The 16,317-nt window shown below is 60.7% G+C and carries 17 protein-coding genes; 12 read left to right on the top strand and 5 right to left on the bottom strand.

Annotated features, from left to right (window positions below; translation table 11 throughout):
* Nucleotides 1-7 precede the first annotated feature (7 nt).
* The gene (locus HY696_00605; protein ID MBI4236900.1) at nt 8-427 is read left to right on the top strand and encodes a LapA family protein; all 420 of its coding nucleotides are present in this window, start codon (nt 8-10) and stop codon (nt 425-427) included.
* Nucleotides 428-555: 128 nt separating this feature from the next.
* Here the strand turns inward: HY696_00605 and HY696_00600 are convergent, their stop codons facing one another.
* From HY696_00600 to radA, 3 genes are all read right to left on the bottom strand, one after another.
* The gene (locus tag HY696_00600) at nt 556-1,317 is read right to left on the bottom strand and encodes a hypothetical protein (GenBank protein ID MBI4236899.1); all 762 of its coding nucleotides are present in this window, start codon (nt 1,315-1,317) and stop codon (nt 556-558) included.
* A 123-nt stretch (nt 1,318-1,440) separates the two neighbouring features.
* Nucleotides 1,441-2,232, bottom strand: coding sequence for an inositol phosphorylceramide synthase (locus HY696_00595; GenBank protein MBI4236898.1), 792 nt, complete (start codon nt 2,230-2,232; stop codon nt 1,441-1,443).
* Entirely contained in the window at nt 2,229-3,593 is a 1,365-nt protein-coding gene (gene radA / locus HY696_00590) for a DNA repair protein RadA (GenBank protein MBI4236897.1), read from the bottom strand. The genes HY696_00595 and radA overlap by 4 nt, the downstream gene beginning before the upstream one ends.
* 147 nt (nt 3,594-3,740) lie before the next feature.
* Between radA and HY696_00585 the strand changes: the two genes are divergently transcribed.
* Genes HY696_00585 through HY696_00565 form a run of 5 tightly spaced genes read left to right on the top strand, consistent with a single transcriptional unit; the run spans nt 3,741 to nt 8,592 of the window.
* The gene (locus HY696_00585) at nt 3,741-4,292 is read left to right on the top strand and encodes an OmpH family outer membrane protein (protein MBI4236896.1); all 552 of its coding nucleotides are present in this window, start codon (nt 3,741-3,743) and stop codon (nt 4,290-4,292) included.
* Between the two features lie 23 nt (nt 4,293-4,315).
* The gene (locus HY696_00580) at nt 4,316-4,978 is read left to right on the top strand and encodes an FHA domain-containing protein (protein MBI4236895.1); all 663 of its coding nucleotides are present in this window, start codon (nt 4,316-4,318) and stop codon (nt 4,976-4,978) included.
* 7 nt (nt 4,979-4,985) lie between these two features.
* Nucleotides 4,986-5,837, top strand: a complete 852-nt coding sequence (locus tag HY696_00575) for a YicC family protein (protein ID MBI4236894.1) — start codon at nt 4,986-4,988, stop codon at nt 5,835-5,837.
* 11 nt (nt 5,838-5,848) lie between these two features.
* Nucleotides 5,849-6,421, top strand: a complete 573-nt coding sequence (gene gmk, locus HY696_00570) for a guanylate kinase (protein MBI4236893.1) — start codon at nt 5,849-5,851, stop codon at nt 6,419-6,421.
* Nucleotides 6,418-8,592, top strand: a complete 2,175-nt coding sequence (locus HY696_00565; protein ID MBI4236892.1) for a bifunctional (p)ppGpp synthetase/guanosine-3',5'-bis(diphosphate) 3'-pyrophosphohydrolase — start codon at nt 6,418-6,420, stop codon at nt 8,590-8,592. Before gmk ends, HY696_00565 begins: the two co-directional genes overlap by 4 nt.
* A gap of 154 nt (nt 8,593-8,746) precedes the next feature.
* On the opposite strand, the gene HY696_00560 is transcribed toward HY696_00565, so the two are convergent.
* On the bottom strand, nt 8,747-8,938 hold the full coding sequence (locus HY696_00560; protein ID MBI4236891.1) for a 50S ribosomal protein L28: 192 nt from the start codon (nt 8,936-8,938) through the stop codon (nt 8,747-8,749).
* 77 nt (nt 8,939-9,015) lie between these two features.
* Between HY696_00560 and HY696_00555 the strand changes: the two genes are divergently transcribed.
* The 4 genes from HY696_00555 to HY696_00540 all read left to right on the top strand — a co-directional run bounded on the left by HY696_00555 (nt 9,016) and on the right by HY696_00540 (nt 11,991).
* The gene (locus tag HY696_00555; protein ID MBI4236890.1) at nt 9,016-9,390 is read left to right on the top strand and encodes a YraN family protein; all 375 of its coding nucleotides are present in this window, start codon (nt 9,016-9,018) and stop codon (nt 9,388-9,390) included.
* A gap of 132 nt (nt 9,391-9,522) precedes the next feature.
* On the top strand, nt 9,523-9,924 hold the full coding sequence (locus HY696_00550) for a hypothetical protein (GenBank protein MBI4236889.1): 402 nt from the start codon (nt 9,523-9,525) through the stop codon (nt 9,922-9,924).
* Nucleotides 9,893-10,591: a nucleotidyl transferase AbiEii/AbiGii toxin family protein gene (locus tag HY696_00545; GenBank protein ID MBI4236888.1), complete on the top strand. Its 699-nt coding sequence runs from the start codon at nt 9,893-9,895 to the stop codon at nt 10,589-10,591. The genes HY696_00550 and HY696_00545 overlap by 32 nt, the downstream gene beginning before the upstream one ends.
* 146 nt (nt 10,592-10,737) lie before the next feature.
* Nucleotides 10,738-11,991 (top strand): SUMF1/EgtB/PvdO family nonheme iron enzyme, encoded by a 1,254-nt coding sequence (locus HY696_00540; protein MBI4236887.1) that lies wholly within the window; start codon nt 10,738-10,740, stop codon nt 11,989-11,991.
* 27 nt (nt 11,992-12,018) lie between these two features.
* Here the strand turns inward: HY696_00540 and HY696_00535 are convergent, their stop codons facing one another.
* Entirely contained in the window at nt 12,019-12,753 is a 735-nt protein-coding gene (locus HY696_00535) for an RluA family pseudouridine synthase (GenBank protein MBI4236886.1), read from the bottom strand.
* A 160-nt stretch (nt 12,754-12,913) separates the two neighbouring features.
* On the opposite strand from HY696_00535, the gene HY696_00530 reads away from it, so the two are divergent.
* Together HY696_00530 and HY696_00525 are read left to right on the top strand one after the other, a co-directional pair.
* Nucleotides 12,914-14,560 carry a hypothetical protein gene (locus tag HY696_00530; GenBank protein MBI4236885.1) on the top strand — a complete coding sequence of 549 codons (1,647 nt, stop codon included), beginning with the start codon at nt 12,914-12,916 and terminating at the stop codon, nt 14,558-14,560.
* The gene (locus tag HY696_00525) at nt 14,557-16,173 is read left to right on the top strand and encodes a ChaN family lipoprotein (GenBank protein ID MBI4236884.1); all 1,617 of its coding nucleotides are present in this window, start codon (nt 14,557-14,559) and stop codon (nt 16,171-16,173) included. Before HY696_00530 ends, HY696_00525 begins: the two co-directional genes overlap by 4 nt.
* Nucleotides 16,174-16,317: the final 144 nt, after the last annotated feature.

Here is a 16,317-nt window from a genome sequence, read left to right as displayed (position 1 = left end):
AGTCTTTATGCGCCGCTTAATCTTTGCCGTGGTCTTAGCGTTGTTCTTATTGGTCTTGGTGGTCTTCGTGCTCTCGAATGCCGATACCGCGACGTTCGGCTACCCGATGGTCTTCAAGTTCACACTCCCGCCCGATCTCTATCAAGCGCACACCAAACCGGTGCAAGTCGGTTTCGTGATGCTGATCGCGTTCTGTGCCGGGATGATTACTACGCCGTTTCTCGAGGCACTGCCGAGCCTCTACAAATCGCTCGAGCTGCGGGCCAAGAATAAGCGGATCCGCCAACTGGAGCGCGAACTCACGCTAGTCCGCGAGATGGTCGCCGCCGATCATGGCCGCAACGCGCGCGAACTAGCCCGCGAAGGCGCCGCCTCCGAACTCCGCCCGCCCGCCCCGAAAGAGACCGAACCCGTCGCGATGGGGTGAAGAGCGCGGCTTCACCGGCCAATCCCCATGAAAGTCTAACTTCATTTGCGTGGGGACAGGTACCTTCAGATGCCCGAAAACTGTGGGTTTGAAGGTACCTGTCCCCATTCGGATGATTTTGGTTGCTCTTAACTCAGGACGCCGCGGCGGGAGCGGCGCAGCTGCTTCAGTGGGGTGCCGCCGCCGGTCGGCGTGGGTGGCGACGGGGCGTCTTTGGCCTTCGTTAAGTCGTGCAGCGCGCGTTGGCGGTCTTTCGGGTCGTGGGCGGAGAGCATGGTAAACGTGGAGGCCTCGACCCGCGCGATTTGTTCCGGGGACTTGGCGGCAGGTGGGGTGCCGACGTCGCCAAGCGCTTCAGCTTGAGCCTCGAGCATTGCGGAGAACAGCAGCTCCAAGCGGCGCAGCGGCGAGGGATGTTTCTTCAGCCAGCGGGCGATCTCGCGTTTGGCGAGGGCTTCAATGCGGAGCAATCCGTTCGGTTGGCGAATCCTGGCCTTCAGGCCATCCACCAGGCCGCCCAGTTCCGCCCGTCCGAGGCTGCACGACGGGACGAGGCTTTGTTCCACGAGTTCTTGGAACCCTTCATCCGTGTACTGGCCTTCATTGATTAGGTCTGCGTCGAACGGCGCGTAGATCTCGCCTTTATAGCGATAGCGGTCGAGCGAAAGAAAGTCTTCGCGGGTGAGGAGAAACTTCCCGTCCGGTTGCCGATTGGTCGCAAAGGCCTGTCGCCAGGTGGTGAGCGGGCAAAGCCCGATATCGACGAAGCCCATGTGCCACAGGGTGTCGATGTCGGCCGCGGTATACGTGACGTGGTCGGGATCGGGGGACTTCGGGAGTTGGTCCCACAGATAACTCAAGATGTCGAAGTCCCCGGCGCGGAGGCCCATGTGCGTAGCGTAACTGGTTCTATGGGGAATGCACAATTTCAAAATGCAAAATACCCAATGTAAAATAGAGGACGCTAGGCGTTCCGACATTTTGCACTTTGCATTTTGAATTTTGCATTCTCTCTAATGCCGTATCGCCTCGCCGCGGGGGCCGTCGGTGTTGACGTGGGTGATGATGAAGCGGGCGTAGGGCCAGGCCCAGCGGCGCACTGCGAGGTAGGCCAGGCCGACGTAGAGGACGCCGCAGAGCAGGTCGACGAGGAAGTGGTGGTGGAGATACATCGCGGCCCACCACATCCAGCCGGTGTAGATCAGGATCCAGCCGGCGAGCCAATTCGAGTAATGCTGGGCATGCAGCGCCATTAGGATCGGCCAGGCCCCGTGCATCGAGGGAAACGCGCCGAACACCACGCGGCTCATCGCGTAGAGATGGTTGAAATAGTCGATCCCGAGCCATTGGTCGATGCGACTGAGACCCGCGGCATCCCCGAGGATCCCGTATGTCGGCGGGATCGGGCTGTGGCGTTCGAAGAACCATGGCGGGGCGGTGGGGAAGCAGAGTTGGGTGAGAAGCGCCCCGAGATTGGCGAGCAGAAAACTCCACGCAAATGCGCGGACGGCGACGGTGCCCCGCCGCCACAACCACCAGACAAACAGGATCGGCGCGACGAAGTGGAGCGTATACGGAATCGCGGCGGCGATATCGAGCGGGAGCGAGGTGCTGCGACTCAGATATTGGTGCGGCAGTGTTCCGGCCCCGAGCCATTGGTCCCAGCGCGCCAAGATGTCGCCGTGAATGGCGGGTCGCCAATGGTTGGGAATCCGCCCTGCGAGGTCGTACGCGACGAGATAGAGGCCGATCGGCCACAATGCCGCTCCGAGCGCGCGACCGCGCCGCAGCCACGCGGCGATCATGACAGACACTCCAACGCCTCGGCCACATTGCCGGCGGTCGTGAGTTCCATCCCTTTGGGTCCTTTGATCCCCGCTTGTCCTTTCGGCACGATCGCGCGGCGAAACCCGAGCTTGTGTGCCTCGGTCATGCGTGTCTCGAGGCCCACCACCGCGCGCACTTCGCCGGTGAGCCCGACTTCGCCGATTACCACAGTGCGCTCCGGGACGGGGCGATTGCGAAAGCTCGACGCGATCGCGGTGACGATGCCGAGGTCGCTGGCCGGTTCCGCGATCTTCAGTCCGCCGGCCACATTCACAAACACGTCTTGGTCGTGGAGTGCCAAGCCGGTGATCCGTTCGAGGACGGCAATCAACAGGCCGACGCGCGCGCCCTCGACGCCGATCACGGTACGGCGCGGATTGGCGAGGCCGGAGTGGCTGACGAGTGCCTGGAGCTCCACGAGCATCGGCCGCGTTCCTTCGAGCGGCGCAATCACGACCGATCCGGCCGCATGCGCCGGACGTTCGGCCAAGAACAATTCCGATGGATTGCTCACTTCGCGTAACCCTTCGCCCGTCATCTCGAAGACGCCGAGTTCGTTCGTGGAGCCGAAGCGATTCTTCACCGCGCGCAGCAGTCGATATTGGTGACCGCGCTCCCCTTCGAAATAGAGGACGGTGTCGACCATATGTTCGAGGACTTTCGGTCCGGCGAGCGTGCCGTCTTTCGTGACGTGGCCGATCAATAACGTGGCCATCGGGCGCGCTTTCGTCAAGTAAAGTAGTTGCGTGGTCACTTCGCGCAATTGACTGACGGTCCCCGGCGCCGACGTGAGCGCGCTGCTATAAATCGTTTGAATGGAGTCGATGATGCAAATGGTGGGATTCAGGTCTTGAATGGCGCGGGCCACGGCGTCGACGGTGTTTTCGGTCAGGATGAAGACCGATTGCTCCGGATCGACGCCGAGCCGGAGGGCGCGGCGTTTGACTTGCGCGGCCGATTCCTCGCCGGTGGCGTACAGTCCGCGGTGTCCGTTGCCGGCTAAATGGGCCAACGCCTGCAACGCAATGGTCGATTTGCCGATCCCGGGATCGCCGCCGAGCAACACCATAGAACCGGGGATCAGTCCTCCGCCCAATACGCGATCGAGTTCGCCGATCCCGATCGGGATCGGGTGGCCGGTCGCGGCCTCGATTTCGGCGAGCCGCACCGGATGCGTGGCTGCTGCCTGGCCGCTCCAACCGCGCGCTGCGGCCGGTTCCGCTGCACACGTTTCTTCCTGATACGAATTCCACGCCCCGCAATCGGGACAGCGCCCCAACCACTTCGGCGCGGCCGAACCGCACGATTGACAGACAAATTGGGTTTTCACTTTCGCCACGCCGCCGCCTTACTGCAAACGGGTATGAAATCTCAAGGGGGAAGAGGTGGGCGCACGGAAATGCCACTTCCATCTTGTATTCTCGGTGGCACCTCGCTAGAAGCGCCACACCCGGCATACGGCCGGGCAATACGGAGGTATGGCGGTATGAAGCAGGTGCTGTGGATGGGTATGATCCTGATCGGGATCGGGGCAACCGGATGTGGTCGCACGGGGTATAGCGCCGAGGCGCCGGCCGCTGCGACCGGGGGGCAGAAAGTCGGCTTCGTCGATTTTCAACGCGCGCTGAACGAAACGGACGTCGGCAAACGGGCCAAGGCGGAGCTGAAAAAGGTCTACGACCAACGGCAACAAGACCTGCAAGGCTTGCAAAAACAACTCGAGACGCTGAAAACCGACTTAGAGAAAAATCGGCTTACGATGAACGCCGAGACGTTAAAGCAAAAAGAAGAGAGTTATCGGCAAAAGTTCCTCGAGCTGAATCAAAAGTTGGGCGACTACAAATCCGAGCTCGATCAAAAAGAATCCGAAAAGACCGGGGCGATCCTCACGACGTTGAAGCAAGTCGCGTCGCGGATCGGCAAAGAGGGGGGGTATTCCATGATTCTGGAAAAATCGCAGGACGTGGTCCTCTATTCCCCGGCCGACGCCGATATTACCGATCAAGTGATTCGGGCCTACAACAGCGGTGCGAAGTGAACCGACGCATTTCGAATTAATCAATGGCCATTGACCACCAACTGCTGGAAGTCCTCGCCTGCATCCAATGCAAAGGGCCGCTCGTCGTGGTCGAAGGCGGGCGCGGTGTGCTCTGCGAACACTGCCAATTGAAATTTCCGGTACGGGACGACGTCCCGTTGCTCATTTTAGAAGAAGGGCTCGATCTGAAGGCGCGCCCGACGGGGGGCGCCGCTGCGAGTGCCGCACGCGTGGATTCCGGTAAGGCCGCGGCTGGGGCCTCGTTCCGGGTCGTGGCGGGGACCAAAAAAGGGGCGCATTTTTCACTCGAACTCGGGACCTGTCGCGCGATCGGCCGCGCAGTGAGCGACCCGCACAAGACCGCGTCGTTTCATGTCGACGTGACGTTGGCGTTGGACGAAAACACCCGCAAAGTGATCCATCAGTATGTCACGAAGCAATTCCGCCGGGCCGAGGCGGCGCCGGGCACCGAATTCGGGTTTCGCCGCACCGGCGATATCGTGTTGGAAGACGTCTCGGTGTCGCGGCTCCATGCGATGCTCTTTTTCGACGACATCGGCGTCGGCGTGTTGGATCTGGTGAGCAAGAACGGCACGTATGTGAACGGCGAAGAAGTGGAGAGCCGTTTACTCCAACCCGGCGACGCGATCGAAGTGGGTGAAACCAAGATGGTGTTGGAAGGATGAGCGACACATGAAATCCATGACCGGATATGGAGCGGCGGAAGGGGCAGTCGGCCAAGGCCGGCTGTTCATCGAAATCCGGGCCGTGAATCATCGCTATAGCGAAATCTTTCTCAAGATCCCGCCGAAGTTGAACGTGATCGATCCGAAATTGCGCAAAGAAATCCAGGCCGTGATCCAACGCGGCAAGACCGAAGTCTTCATCAAAGAATGCGCCCCGGTCGCACCAGTGCCGAAGGCGACGGTCAACATCGCATTGGCGCGGGTCTACGCGCGGTGTCTCCACGACTTGGAACGGGCGTTGGGCGCCAAACCGAAAGACCTGCTCGATATGGTCGATCTGCGCGAATTGATCCGTCTCGAAGAAGAGCCGGTGCGCTACGAGCGGTATTGGCAACACATTCGTGGGATCTGCGCGAAGGCGTTGGCACAGCTCGAGCGGATGCGGGTCACGGAAGGTCGACACATCGAACTGGACCAACGACGGCGATTGAAACACTTGGAACAACTGAATCAAGCGGTGCGGAAGCGATCCGCTGCCAATGCGAAGACCACCTTAGCGGCGGCGAACGTGGGCGGGTCGGGCGGAGCCACGGAAAACGGTCGCAGTGGAAGCGCCGCGATCAATCGCAGCGACATCACCGAAGAGTTGGTGCGTTTCGAAAGCCATTGCACGCAGTATCGTCAGTTCTTGGCGAGTCGCGAACCGGTCGGGCGCCAGCTCGACTTTCTGCTCCAAGAGATGCATCGCGAAGTGAACACGATGGCCTCGAAGGCGGGCGATGCGGCGATCGCGCAAGCCGTCGTGACCATGAAGTCGGAATTGGAAAAATTGCGGGAACAGGCACAGAATATCGAGTGAGCATAGCGCGTATGTCTTTGGGTCATCTGTTCGTCATTTCTGCCCCCTCGGGAACTGGTAAGACGACAGTCGTGCAGGCATTGCGCGCGGCGCGGCCGGCACTGGTCGAATCGGTCTCGTATTCCACCCGGCAACCGCGTGCCGGTGAAGTCCACGGTCGGCACTATTATTTTACCGATGCGCCGACCTTTCACCGCATGGCCGCTGCGGGGGAATTCTTAGAATGGGCTGAGGTGCACGGACACCTCTACGGCACCCCACGCGCGCCGATTGAAATCTGGCGCGCGCAAGGGCGAGATGTCTTGCTCGACATCGATGTCCAAGGCGGCAAAGCGGTCAAGGCCGCGGATGCGCAGGCGACGCTGATTTTTCTCCTCCCCCCGTCGATGGATGTGCTCGCGGAACGGTTACGGCGGCGTGGCACCGATGACGCCGCCACGGTCCAACGCCGGCTGGCGAAGGCCGCCGACGAAATCGCGGAACAAGCGGTGTACGATCACGTCGTCACGAATCACACGGTCGACGAAACGGTCGCGGCCATCTTGGCCATCATGAACGCGACCGAGACCACGGTGACTGCATGATTCGCGTGCATGATATTATCGACCAAGTCGCCTCGTATCAGCCGAAAGCGGATGTGGAACTGATTCAACGGGCGTATGTCTTTGCGGCGAAGGCGCATCAAGGGCAAACGCGGCGTTCCGGCGAGCCGTACCTGATCCACCCGATGGAAGTTGCGGGCCTGTTGGCGGCGATGCGACTCGATGTCGCCAGCATCACGACGGGCATCTTGCACGACACGATCGAAGACACCGTGGCGACGCTCGAAGAGTTGGAAAAATTGTTCGGCAAGGAAGTGGCCAAATTGGTCGACGGTGTCACGAAACTCGGCAAACTCCATTTTCGCACCAGTGAAGAAAAACAGGCCGAAAATTTTCGCAAGATGATCATGGCGATGGCCGAAGACATTCGCGTCATCTTGGTCAAATTGGCCGATCGACTCCACAACATGCGCACGCTGGAACACTTGGCCGAGGCGAAGCAAGTGGAGATCGCGCAGGAAACGATGGACATCTATGCCCCGATCGCCAATCGACTCGGGATGCAGCAAATGAAAATCGAATTGGAAGACCTCGCCTTTCGCTTCCTCAAGCCGGATGTCTTCCGCACCATTAGCGAGCGCGTGGAGTCGCGACGCGCGTATCGCGAGCGCTTTATCAAAGAGGTGCAAGGGATCGCGGAGCGCGAGATCGCGCAACACAAGATCGCGTGCGAGATCCAAGGCCGTCAGAAGCACATGTACAGCATCCATCGCAAGATGGAGCGGCAGAGCATCCCGTTCGACGAAGTTCACGACTTGGTCGCATTTCGGATCGTCGTGGATGATTTAGCGAAATGTTACGAGGCGCTGGGCGTGTTGCATTCGTTATGGCGGCCGGTGCCCGGACGCTTCAAAGATTACATCGCGATGCCGAAACAGAATAATTATCAATCGCTGCACACCACGGTCATGGGGCCGCACGGGGAACGGTGCGAATTTCAAATCCGCACCCGGGAGATGCACGAAATCGCCGAACTCGGCATTGCGGCGCATTGGCGCTATAAAGAAAGCGGGCGGAACATCCGCTCGCGGGACGAACAAAAATTCAAATGGGTGCGGCAGCTGTTGCAATGGCAACGCGAACTGAATGAGCCCGCCGAATTCCTTGATACGATTAAACTTGATCTGTTCGCCGACGATATCTACGCCTTTTCGCCGAAGGGGACATTGATGGAACTCCCCCGCGGCGCGACGCCGGTCGACTTCGCGTACGCCATTCACACCGATGTCGGCCACGCCTGCATCGGCGCGAAAGTGAACGGCCGGATTGTGCCGCTGCGCTATCAACTGCGGAGCGGCGATACGGTCGAAATTTTGGTCGGGAAGCAGAAGCGACCGAATAAAGATTGGCTCGGATTCGTGAAGACGTCGCGCGCGAAGGCCAAGATCCGCCAAGTATTGCGCGAGGACGAACACGATCAGGCACGGGCGATCGGTCGGGAGCTGCTGGAAAAGGCGGGCGCGGCGTTTGGCTGGAGCGTGGCCAAATTGACTAAGGCGCCGGAGATTGCGCGCTATCTGCAAGATCAAGCGTATCGCGAATTCGATTCCTTATTGGCCGCGATCGGTTACGGCAAGGTCCAACCAGCCGAGGTGTTGGGCGCGGTCGTGACCAAAGAGCAATTCCAACAAATGACGCCGGCGGCGCCGCCGCAACCGCCGCCGCAGCAATCCACGTTTTCTAAGATCGTCGGCAAATTGACCCGTCGCGCGCGCAGCCCGGTACGAATCAGTGGGATCAGCGACGTGCTGATCTCGTTCGGCAAGTGTTGCAATCCGGTCCCGGGCGATTCGATCGTCGGCTTTGTTACGCGGGGTCGCGGGGTCAGCGTGCACACCAGCGATTGCACCCATGTGTTGGGGAGCGATCCGGAGCGCTGCATTCCGGTGGAGTGGGATGTCGAAGCAGGGACGACGCGGATTGCGCGAGTGCGCGTGGAGTGCGTCGATCGGCCGGGGATGTTGGCCAGCCTGACCGAGGCGATTACCGATCAGGGCGTGAATATCGTGGCCGCGCATGCCAAGACGCTGGAGGATCAAAAGGGCATCAATACCTTCGAGATCGAGATCCACGACCTGCAGCAACTGCGGCAGGTGCTGCACGGCCTGGAAAAGGTGAAGGGCGTGATTACCGTGGAGCGGGTGAAGGGTTAGATTTTAAAATGAGAACTCCTTGCAAAACCGTCACGAGCGGCCCAAGGGCAAGGCGCGTCGGGCCCCAGCAACCGGAGCGTACGAAGTTGTACGTGAGGATTGCTGGGTGGCGCAACGCCGCCATTGGGTCGCGCAGTAGGTTTTGCAAGGAGTTCTAAGCAGCCTTTTGAACGGCGCCATTCCGGATACACCGCGTGCACACTTGAATGCGCCGAATAGTGCCGCCGCGATTGGCACGGACATGTTGGAGGTTCGGCAGGTTCCGCGTCCGCCGCTTGTTATTCGCGTGCGAGACCGTATTGCCGGTAGCCGGGCCCTTCCCACAAAGTTCGCATCGATATGCCATAACGACTCCTCTGTTGCTTGGGTCCGCGGCCTCTAGCAGGGGATCGCCGGGTTGGCAAGGGGAAAGGGGGAGGTGCCATGCCGCATGAGCGACAGCAGATCGGGGCTTTGGGGGAGCAGCTGGCAGCCGCATTTCTCGAACAACGGGGCTTCCGCGTCGTTGCGCGGAACTTCCGGGTCCGGGTCGGGGAGGTAGACTTGATCGTCGAACGGGGGGGCGAACGCCACTTCGTCGAGGTGAAGACGCGGCGAACCGACTTTGCTGGCGACCCGTTAGAGCAACTGACCCCGCGCAAGCAGCAGCAGATCGTCCGCGCCGCCCAGTGGTACCGCCATCGCCACCCCACCACCGCCACGTGTCATTTCTCCGTCCTTGGCATCGACCTCTCCTCCGGCAGACCCGCAATCGAATGGGTCCCCGACGCCTTCGAAGCGGATGACGGGGCGTTGTAAAACCCAGATCATAAATATAGGTGGTATTCTACCTATTATATGCGCTACACTGTCGGCATGCCGGGTTTTCAGCCATCACACATCTTGAGCATCACCGAGCTGCAGAAGCTTTCGTTGAAGCGCCTCCGTGCGATGAAACGAGACGAGCCATTATTAGTGATGGACCAAAAACGGGGCAAGCACGGCTTCGTGATCATCGATTATGATGCGTACTGCGCGTTACATCAGCCGCCTGCTCAAACGCCTGAAAAATTCTCACTGAAAACGCTGGCCGCGATTCCGTTTCGCGAGCGGGGCCTGCTTTGGGATCGGTCCGATCTCACCGACACCGCATTTCTGCAGCGGCTGCGCAACGCTGCGCATCCGGAACATGCCTGGGCGGTCACGCGTTTGTTCGAGCGCCTGCCATCGCACGTTCTGTTGCGCGCGGTGCCGTGGCGGCAATTAGTGCCACTTCTCAAACAGGCGCGGCTGCGGCCGGCGCTACGAAAGCCATGGGAACATGCGATCGCCTACTGGCGTCAAACGACATAACGTGATCGGGGACCGACTGTGGAATGCCATCGTGCACTTCTTTGCGGTTCAGGATTGGCGCGGACTCTTTCTGACCGGCGGCACCTGTATCGCGGAATTTTATTTCGGCCATCGTGTCTCCATCGACATTGACCTATTCACCGCCGATCGTGCATTATTCACTGCCGCTCGCAATCTCTTACAACAGCCCGATTTCTTTCCCGGCGAACGAGTGGAGCTCGTGCGGAGCTTCCCCGACTTTTCGCAATTCCTGTTGCACTATCGCGGCCACGAACCGCTCAAACTAGATCTCGTCTTTGATCATCCACCCGCCGTCGGGGAAAAACTCTGCGTCGACCGCATCTGGATCGACAGCCTCCCCGATCTGGTCGCGAACAAACTTGGCTGCATTATCAATCGCAATGAAGTGAAAGATTATCTCGATCTGTTCTATCTGTTACCGGCTATTAACCTTCCGCCCGCCGAACTCCTCGCGCTCGGCCAACGGAAAGACGCCGGACTGGACGCGCTCGTGCTGGCCTATCAACTCCGCTACATCCAAACGGTGCCGACGGCCCCTCCATACTTCCTCGCCAACGTCCCCTGGCCGCACGTACAAGCCAGCTTCCAACATTTGCACGACGCACTGCTGGACGACGCCAAGGCGTTGAGCGTGAGAATCGTGTAATGGGGGGATCGCCGACTTTATATAGGCAACTTTTTTCTCGCGGCGTCGATATAGTGAACCATGAAGACACGAAGATCAGTAGTGCTGGGAGCCGAAACGGTGTCGTGGGCTGCGCAGGGATTTGCGGGCGTCCCGGTGGACTCGCTATGACACGGGTCCTCGTTCAACAGATGACCGTGAAGGGCACGCGGTTCGAGTTCGTGCGAGTGCCGCCCGGACGGACGGTGCGAGGGCATCACGATCTGGATCGCCCGCATTGGATCGAATTTCCGCACGAGGTCGTGATCGGACGCCGCCCGGTGAATAATCGTCAGTTTATCGCGATTGCGCGGGAGGCGCGGCTGCCGATTCCGGCGAGCTGCGCGACGGCGTCTCCGGAGCTACCGGTGCGGGGAATCGATTATCCGACGGCCCGCGACTTTGCGGCGGCCGTCGCACGCTTCAGTCGGCGTGCGGTGCGGCTCCCGAGTGAAGCGGAGTGGGAGTATGCCGCGCGTGGTGGATTGGAGCGCCTGCCGTTTGAGCGCAACGATCGCCGCAACACGCTTGTGACGGCGAGCGATGTGCGCCGGTGTCTGACGCTGGGACCACTGTTGTTGGAACATCTGTGTGATCCCACGACGTCGGAGATCTTCCCCCCGATCGATCGCGGTGACGTGCCGGAGGCGTTGTCGGACGCCTGGCGAATGGGGCGTCTCTGCGGCGTTCGCCGGTATCCCACACCGACGGGATATCTCTATCCGGGTGGCTGGACGAAGATTGGCCCGGAACAATGGCCGGTCTGGACGTCAGATGGGACTGCGCAGGTGGTGGCATCGAGTTGGGGTGTCGAATGGATGCTCGGTTACCATAAAGAATGGGTGTTGGATCGTTTTGCTGCCTATCCGCTGCCGTCACGCCGCGCACTCGTCGCGCCGATCGTGTACGACGAAGTCCCGAGACGGGATGGGGCCTATGTCTATCGCGCGGGTGTTGGCTCGGGGCGAAAGCCGAATCCGGCGGGTGCGCGGTCCGGCCAGGCCTGTTGGAATGGATGCGATGTCAGTTGGCACGGGCTTCGACTCGCGCTGGGATCGCTCGCAACGGAGTCCGTGGCGCGTGGCGAGAGTGCGTCCGTGCGGACATTGAAGTTGCCACCCATTGGGATGAGGCGCGTCGCCGCGCTGACGCCATCGCAACGCGCGGTCTGCGAGGCGTTGATGGCGGCGCCGCAAGTGACGCCGGTGTTGAAAGCCTCGCTGCAGGCGCGGGGGGTGGTGTCATCGGATCTGCGCAGCGTGATTATTCCGTTGGTGAAAGGCCAAGTCGTCGCTGCGGAGACCATTGCCTATCGGGGGCGTCCGGTGCTCCAGCTGGCGCTCACGGCACATGGTCGGTACTTGTTGGGTCAGCGGACGTAATGGACGCCGCAGCGCGGGATGGTGTGTCTATCCCTTCCCATACTTCCGCAGCATCTGGACCGTCGCCCGGAAATCTTTAGGATATGGGGCTTCAAACGTGATCGGTGCATCGGTTAGCGGGTGATTGAGCGTCAATTGGAACGCATGCAGCGTGAGGCGCGCGATCAGTGGGCGCTCGGTCGTGCCGGCGGCCAGTCGATAATGCGGCTTCAATGCGGAGAGCTGGAATGTCTCCGTTTTTCCGTACTCGGGATCGACTAACAGCGGATGCCCGATTGCGTGCAAATGGACGCGGATTTGGTGCTGGCGGCCGGTGCGCGGTTCGCATTGCAGCAGCGAGATGGTGCGGTACGATTCCAACAACGTGGCACGTGTGTGGGCCGCTTTGCCGAACCGGTGGGTGTGCACCAGACCTTTACGGCGCGGGTCGGGGGCCAGTCGCAACGTGATCTCCCGCACCGGTTGGGGCAGTACGCCGTGCACCAATGCGTGATAGCACTTGTGGACCTGATGGGCGCCGAATTGGCGACTCAGGTGGCGATGCGCGGCGGCGGTTTTTGCAAAGACGATCACGCCGCTGGTGCCGCGATCGAGGCGGTGGACCACGAAGATGGTCCCGTAGCGCTGGATGAGTAATTGGCGCAAGTTTTCTTGTTTCGGATCGAAACGATCGGGGAGGGTCAAGAGTCCGCTCGGCTTGTTCAACACGACGAGCGCCGCGTCTTCAAAGAGGATCTGCGAGTCGAGTCCGGTCACGGCCATACGTCCGCATACTGCGCCGCCTGTTCGGGTACCAGCTTTGATTGACAATTCAGAAGCAGCCCAGGATAAGGGCCGGCAATGAATAAGCCCCGCAACTTGTTGCGGGGCATCCGCCTCCCTCTCCCTTTTGGGGAGAGGGTTGGGTGAGGGGGAGCCCTTCTTGCGCCGACTCAGTTGGTTAATCTGCTGTGCAGTCGTGTTAGTGCCATGGACTGCGTGGACCACCACGGCGGCCTCGCGGACGGTGCCGCTCGGCAACCCGAGCTATCGCCAACTGGACGTGTTGTCGGCCCACCGCAAGATCCGCACGGCCATTGTGGCGCAACGTCCGTATTCCCGGCAAGAATTCGCGCGGTTGATTTTGGAGGCCGAAGCCCACCTTGTGGACGGCGCGGAGGTGACACCGTATGTCCGCGCCACGCTCGATCGGCTGCGGCAGGAATTTGCCGACGAAATCGCGGTGCGGACCGGTGCCGCGCAACCGCGATGGCGCTGGAATCCGTTGGGGATGGTGACGGCGCAACTGCGACAGCAACAGAGTCTCGATCGGACGGTGCCTCAAGACAATGCGCTTGGAACGCTCAATGCCGTGGCGAATGGATTCACGTCGTATCAGGGCGGGCGACATCTGGTGCACGGCACCAACTTGGCCGTGGAGCTGGAGCAATATCTGCAAGGGGGGCGGTACCTCGATTGTCTAGTACGGCCTCGCTTCTGGGTCGGTCATGACCGCACCATTGCGGATACAGCAGCCAGCGCGGTGTTGCAGGCGGCCAATTGCCACGTGGTGGTCGGTGGCGTGGAGCTTGAAGTTGGCCGAAATGAAGTCGCGTGGGGCATGACCGACGTCGGCGGCATCTTGCTCTCCTCGCATGCCCGTCCGCTCGATATGATCAAGCTCTCCAGCGCCCACCCCTTCACGCATCCGTGGATCTTGCGGTACTTGGGTCCATCCCGCTACACGTTGTTCGTTGCGAATCTGGGCCCGGAGAATGCCTTTTCACACCCGTTCATGATCGGGTTCGCCGCGAATGCGAGGCCGCATCGGGCCCTCGAATTCGGTCTGTTCCATACGTATCTGGTCGGCGGACAAGGGGCACCGGCCATGCAATGGTACGATCCGCTCACCGAGTTTTTCTTCGTGCGCGCATCCGGATTTCGCGGGCAGGGGAGCAATGCGGCCGATCATCGGGCGGGATTGAACCTGCGATGGGAAGTGCCGAAACTGCGAGGCACAGCCGTCTACGTTGAAGGCGTGTTCGACGATATCGGCCGAACCGACGTATGGGCGAACTTCACCGATGTGTCCGGCTATTTGCTCGGTGTGCATGTGCCGCGGCTCGATGCCGCCGGTCGGTGGCAGTTGCGGCTGGAATATCGAGATCTCCCGGCCCTGTTTTATCGCCATGGCGTGTTTGCCGATGGCTATACGCTGAATGGGCGAATCATCGGCGACCCGCTTGGTCCCGACGGGCGCAGCGTGCGGGCCGTACTGAATCACGAGTGGAACGACGCCTGGTTTTCGCAACTGCAACTCTGGTATGAGCGCCGCGACAGCAACACCTATTCCCAGACGATCGGCAGTGGTGGCGGACCGAATCAGGTCGTTGTCGCCACCGATTTGCCGAGCGAGCAGCGGTATCGGGCCCAGCTCGATGTGGATTACGCCTATGCCGCGCGGGCGAAACTGCATGCCACCGCGGGCTACGAATACGTCCGTCAATTCAACTTCACGCCGGGGGATCATCGCCATCAGTGGATGGCCGGGATCGGCGTGGAATATCGGTTCGGAGATTGGTTCCGATGAGTTTGTCGCCGCGCGAAGAGCTGCTTCGATTGCAGCAACGCTTGTACCGGCGCAATAAGGCCGTGATCGCGCAATCGGTCACGGTGCGGGAACCCGGATTTGTCCGCTATGAGCGCCGCTATCAGCGCGCATTAGCGACCTATCAGCGTGTGGTCTCCAACGAGACCTTGCTCCGCGCCGTGCGCCAGGCCGATCTGCTATACGTCGGCGATTATCACACCTGTGCGCAATCGCAGCGTTCCTTCTTGCGACTGTTGAAGGCCGTCGTGAGCAAGGGCCGCCCGTTGGTGATCGGATTGGAGCTGCTGCATCGTCGCGCGCAACCGTGGGTGGAGCGCTTTTTACGCCAGGAAGTGACGGAAGAACAATTCGTCCATCGGGTCGGGCTGCGGCGTCGTTGGGTCTTTGACTTATGGCCGCATTTTCGGCCGCTGTTCGAATTTGCGCGCTATCACCAAGTCCCCGTGTACGGGATCGATGCGGCGCCCGACGACGCCGACTTGCACGCGCGGGATGTTGCGACCGGCGCGTGGGTGGCGGAAGTGTGCCGTCGCCATCCTGACGCACAGGTGTGTGTGTTGATCGGCGACTTGCATTTGGCCCCGGAACATCTGCCGGCCGAGACTTTGCTTGCGCTGGCGGCGCGTGGGTTGTCCCGCCGCGATCTGATCCTTTGTCAAAACAGCGAGGCGATTTATTGGCAGCTGGCTCGGGAGGGGCGCGAGCACCTCGTGCAGGCCGTGCAGATCAGCGAACGCTGTTATTGTCGGATGCACACCCCGCCGGTGGTGTGCCAGCAGTCGTATCTGAATTGGTTGGAGCATGAAGAAGGGGAGATCGATTTCGCCGACGCGAAGCATCAGTTCGTGGAACTGGTGCAGCATCTCGCCAAATTTGTGCAAGTCCCGTTGCCGGCGGATTGGGAGGATGTCGCGGTCTACACCTGCGGCGATTTGAGTTTCTTGCAATTGCTCGCCGACGATCCGGCCTTTACGCGCTCCCAAGTGGCGGCGATCCGGCGCCATGTATTGCGCGCGGAGAGTTATGTCGTGCCGCAGCGGCGGATTGTCTATCTGGCCAATCTCTCGTTGAATCACGCGGCGGAAGAGGCGGCGCATTATCTCCGTTTCCTGTGCGCCGGCCGCGAGCCAGCTCGGACGGCGGTCGACGCCTTTTTTGCCAATGTCTTGCACGAGGCGATCGGATTCTTCGGATCGAAGTTGATCAACCACCGCCGCAAATGTTGGCACGTCGCCGAATTTCGGAAGCTATTACGCTATTTCGCCAGCCAACCGCAGGTGCCGGCCAACCGCGCGCTAGAGGCGCACGTCGCCACGTTTATCGTGGTCGCCAATGCCCGTTTGGCGCGCGCGCCGGCGCAGTTAGCATCGTTGATTCAAGGATTGTCGCCGGACCTCTTCTTTGCGGTGACGCACGCGATCGGCTATATGCTCGGCGACCAAATGTTTTATGCCGTGATGAGTCGTCGTTTGGGTAAGCAGCGTTTACGCGATCTGCTGTGTGACCCGTGGGCCGCTGCCGGCGACCCGCTGCAACGCTACCGTGAACTGCGCTTGCACTTGCGCGGCACCAAGATCCCGCGGCGGATGTGACGTGCTCAGGTGGGAGTTTCGCACGGGGCTGGGGGCGCGAAGCCGGGGGCTCTCACCACAGGGCGCAGGAGGGAAGGGTCAACCCTTCCCCCCCGCAACAGCGGGTCCCCCCTATCCCAGCGCCCTATGGCGAGAGCCCCCGGC

Source organism: Deltaproteobacteria bacterium (genome assembly GCA_016210045.1).
Taxonomy (GTDB): domain Bacteria; phylum UBA10199; class UBA10199.
This window is presented reverse-complemented; position numbering and strand designations above follow the sequence as displayed.

Excerpts from the sequence above, each read along its gene's own strand:
- HY696_00605 (MBI4236900.1), top strand. The coding sequence starts at position 8 with ATGCGCCGCTTAATCTTTGCCGTGGTCTTAGCGTTGTTCTTATTGGTC.
- HY696_00600 (MBI4236899.1), bottom strand. The coding sequence starts at position 1,317 with ATGGGCCTCCGCGCCGGGGACTTCGACATCTTGAGTTATCTGTGGGAC.
- HY696_00595 (MBI4236898.1), bottom strand. The coding sequence starts at position 2,232 with ATGATCGCCGCGTGGCTGCGGCGCGGTCGCGCGCTCGGAGCGGCATTG.
- HY696_00585 (MBI4236896.1), top strand. The coding sequence starts at position 3,741 with ATGAAGCAGGTGCTGTGGATGGGTATGATCCTGATCGGGATCGGGGCA.
- HY696_00580 (MBI4236895.1), top strand. The coding sequence starts at position 4,316 with ATGGCCATTGACCACCAACTGCTGGAAGTCCTCGCCTGCATCCAATGC.
- HY696_00575 (MBI4236894.1), top strand. The coding sequence starts at position 4,986 with ATGAAATCCATGACCGGATATGGAGCGGCGGAAGGGGCAGTCGGCCAA.
- gmk (MBI4236893.1), top strand. The coding sequence starts at position 5,849 with ATGTCTTTGGGTCATCTGTTCGTCATTTCTGCCCCCTCGGGAACTGGT.
- HY696_00565 (MBI4236892.1), top strand. The coding sequence starts at position 6,418 with ATGATTCGCGTGCATGATATTATCGACCAAGTCGCCTCGTATCAGCCG.
- HY696_00560 (MBI4236891.1), bottom strand. The coding sequence starts at position 8,938 with ATGGCATATCGATGCGAACTTTGTGGGAAGGGCCCGGCTACCGGCAAT.
- HY696_00555 (MBI4236890.1), top strand. The coding sequence starts at position 9,016 with ATGCCGCATGAGCGACAGCAGATCGGGGCTTTGGGGGAGCAGCTGGCA.
- HY696_00550 (MBI4236889.1), top strand. The coding sequence starts at position 9,523 with ATGAAACGAGACGAGCCATTATTAGTGATGGACCAAAAACGGGGCAAG.
- HY696_00545 (MBI4236888.1), top strand. The coding sequence starts at position 9,893 with ATGCGATCGCCTACTGGCGTCAAACGACATAACGTGATCGGGGACCGA.
- HY696_00540 (MBI4236887.1), top strand. The coding sequence starts at position 10,738 with ATGACACGGGTCCTCGTTCAACAGATGACCGTGAAGGGCACGCGGTTC.
- HY696_00535 (MBI4236886.1), bottom strand. The coding sequence starts at position 12,753 with ATGGCCGTGACCGGACTCGACTCGCAGATCCTCTTTGAAGACGCGGCG.
- HY696_00525 (MBI4236884.1), top strand. The coding sequence starts at position 14,557 with ATGAGTTTGTCGCCGCGCGAAGAGCTGCTTCGATTGCAGCAACGCTTG.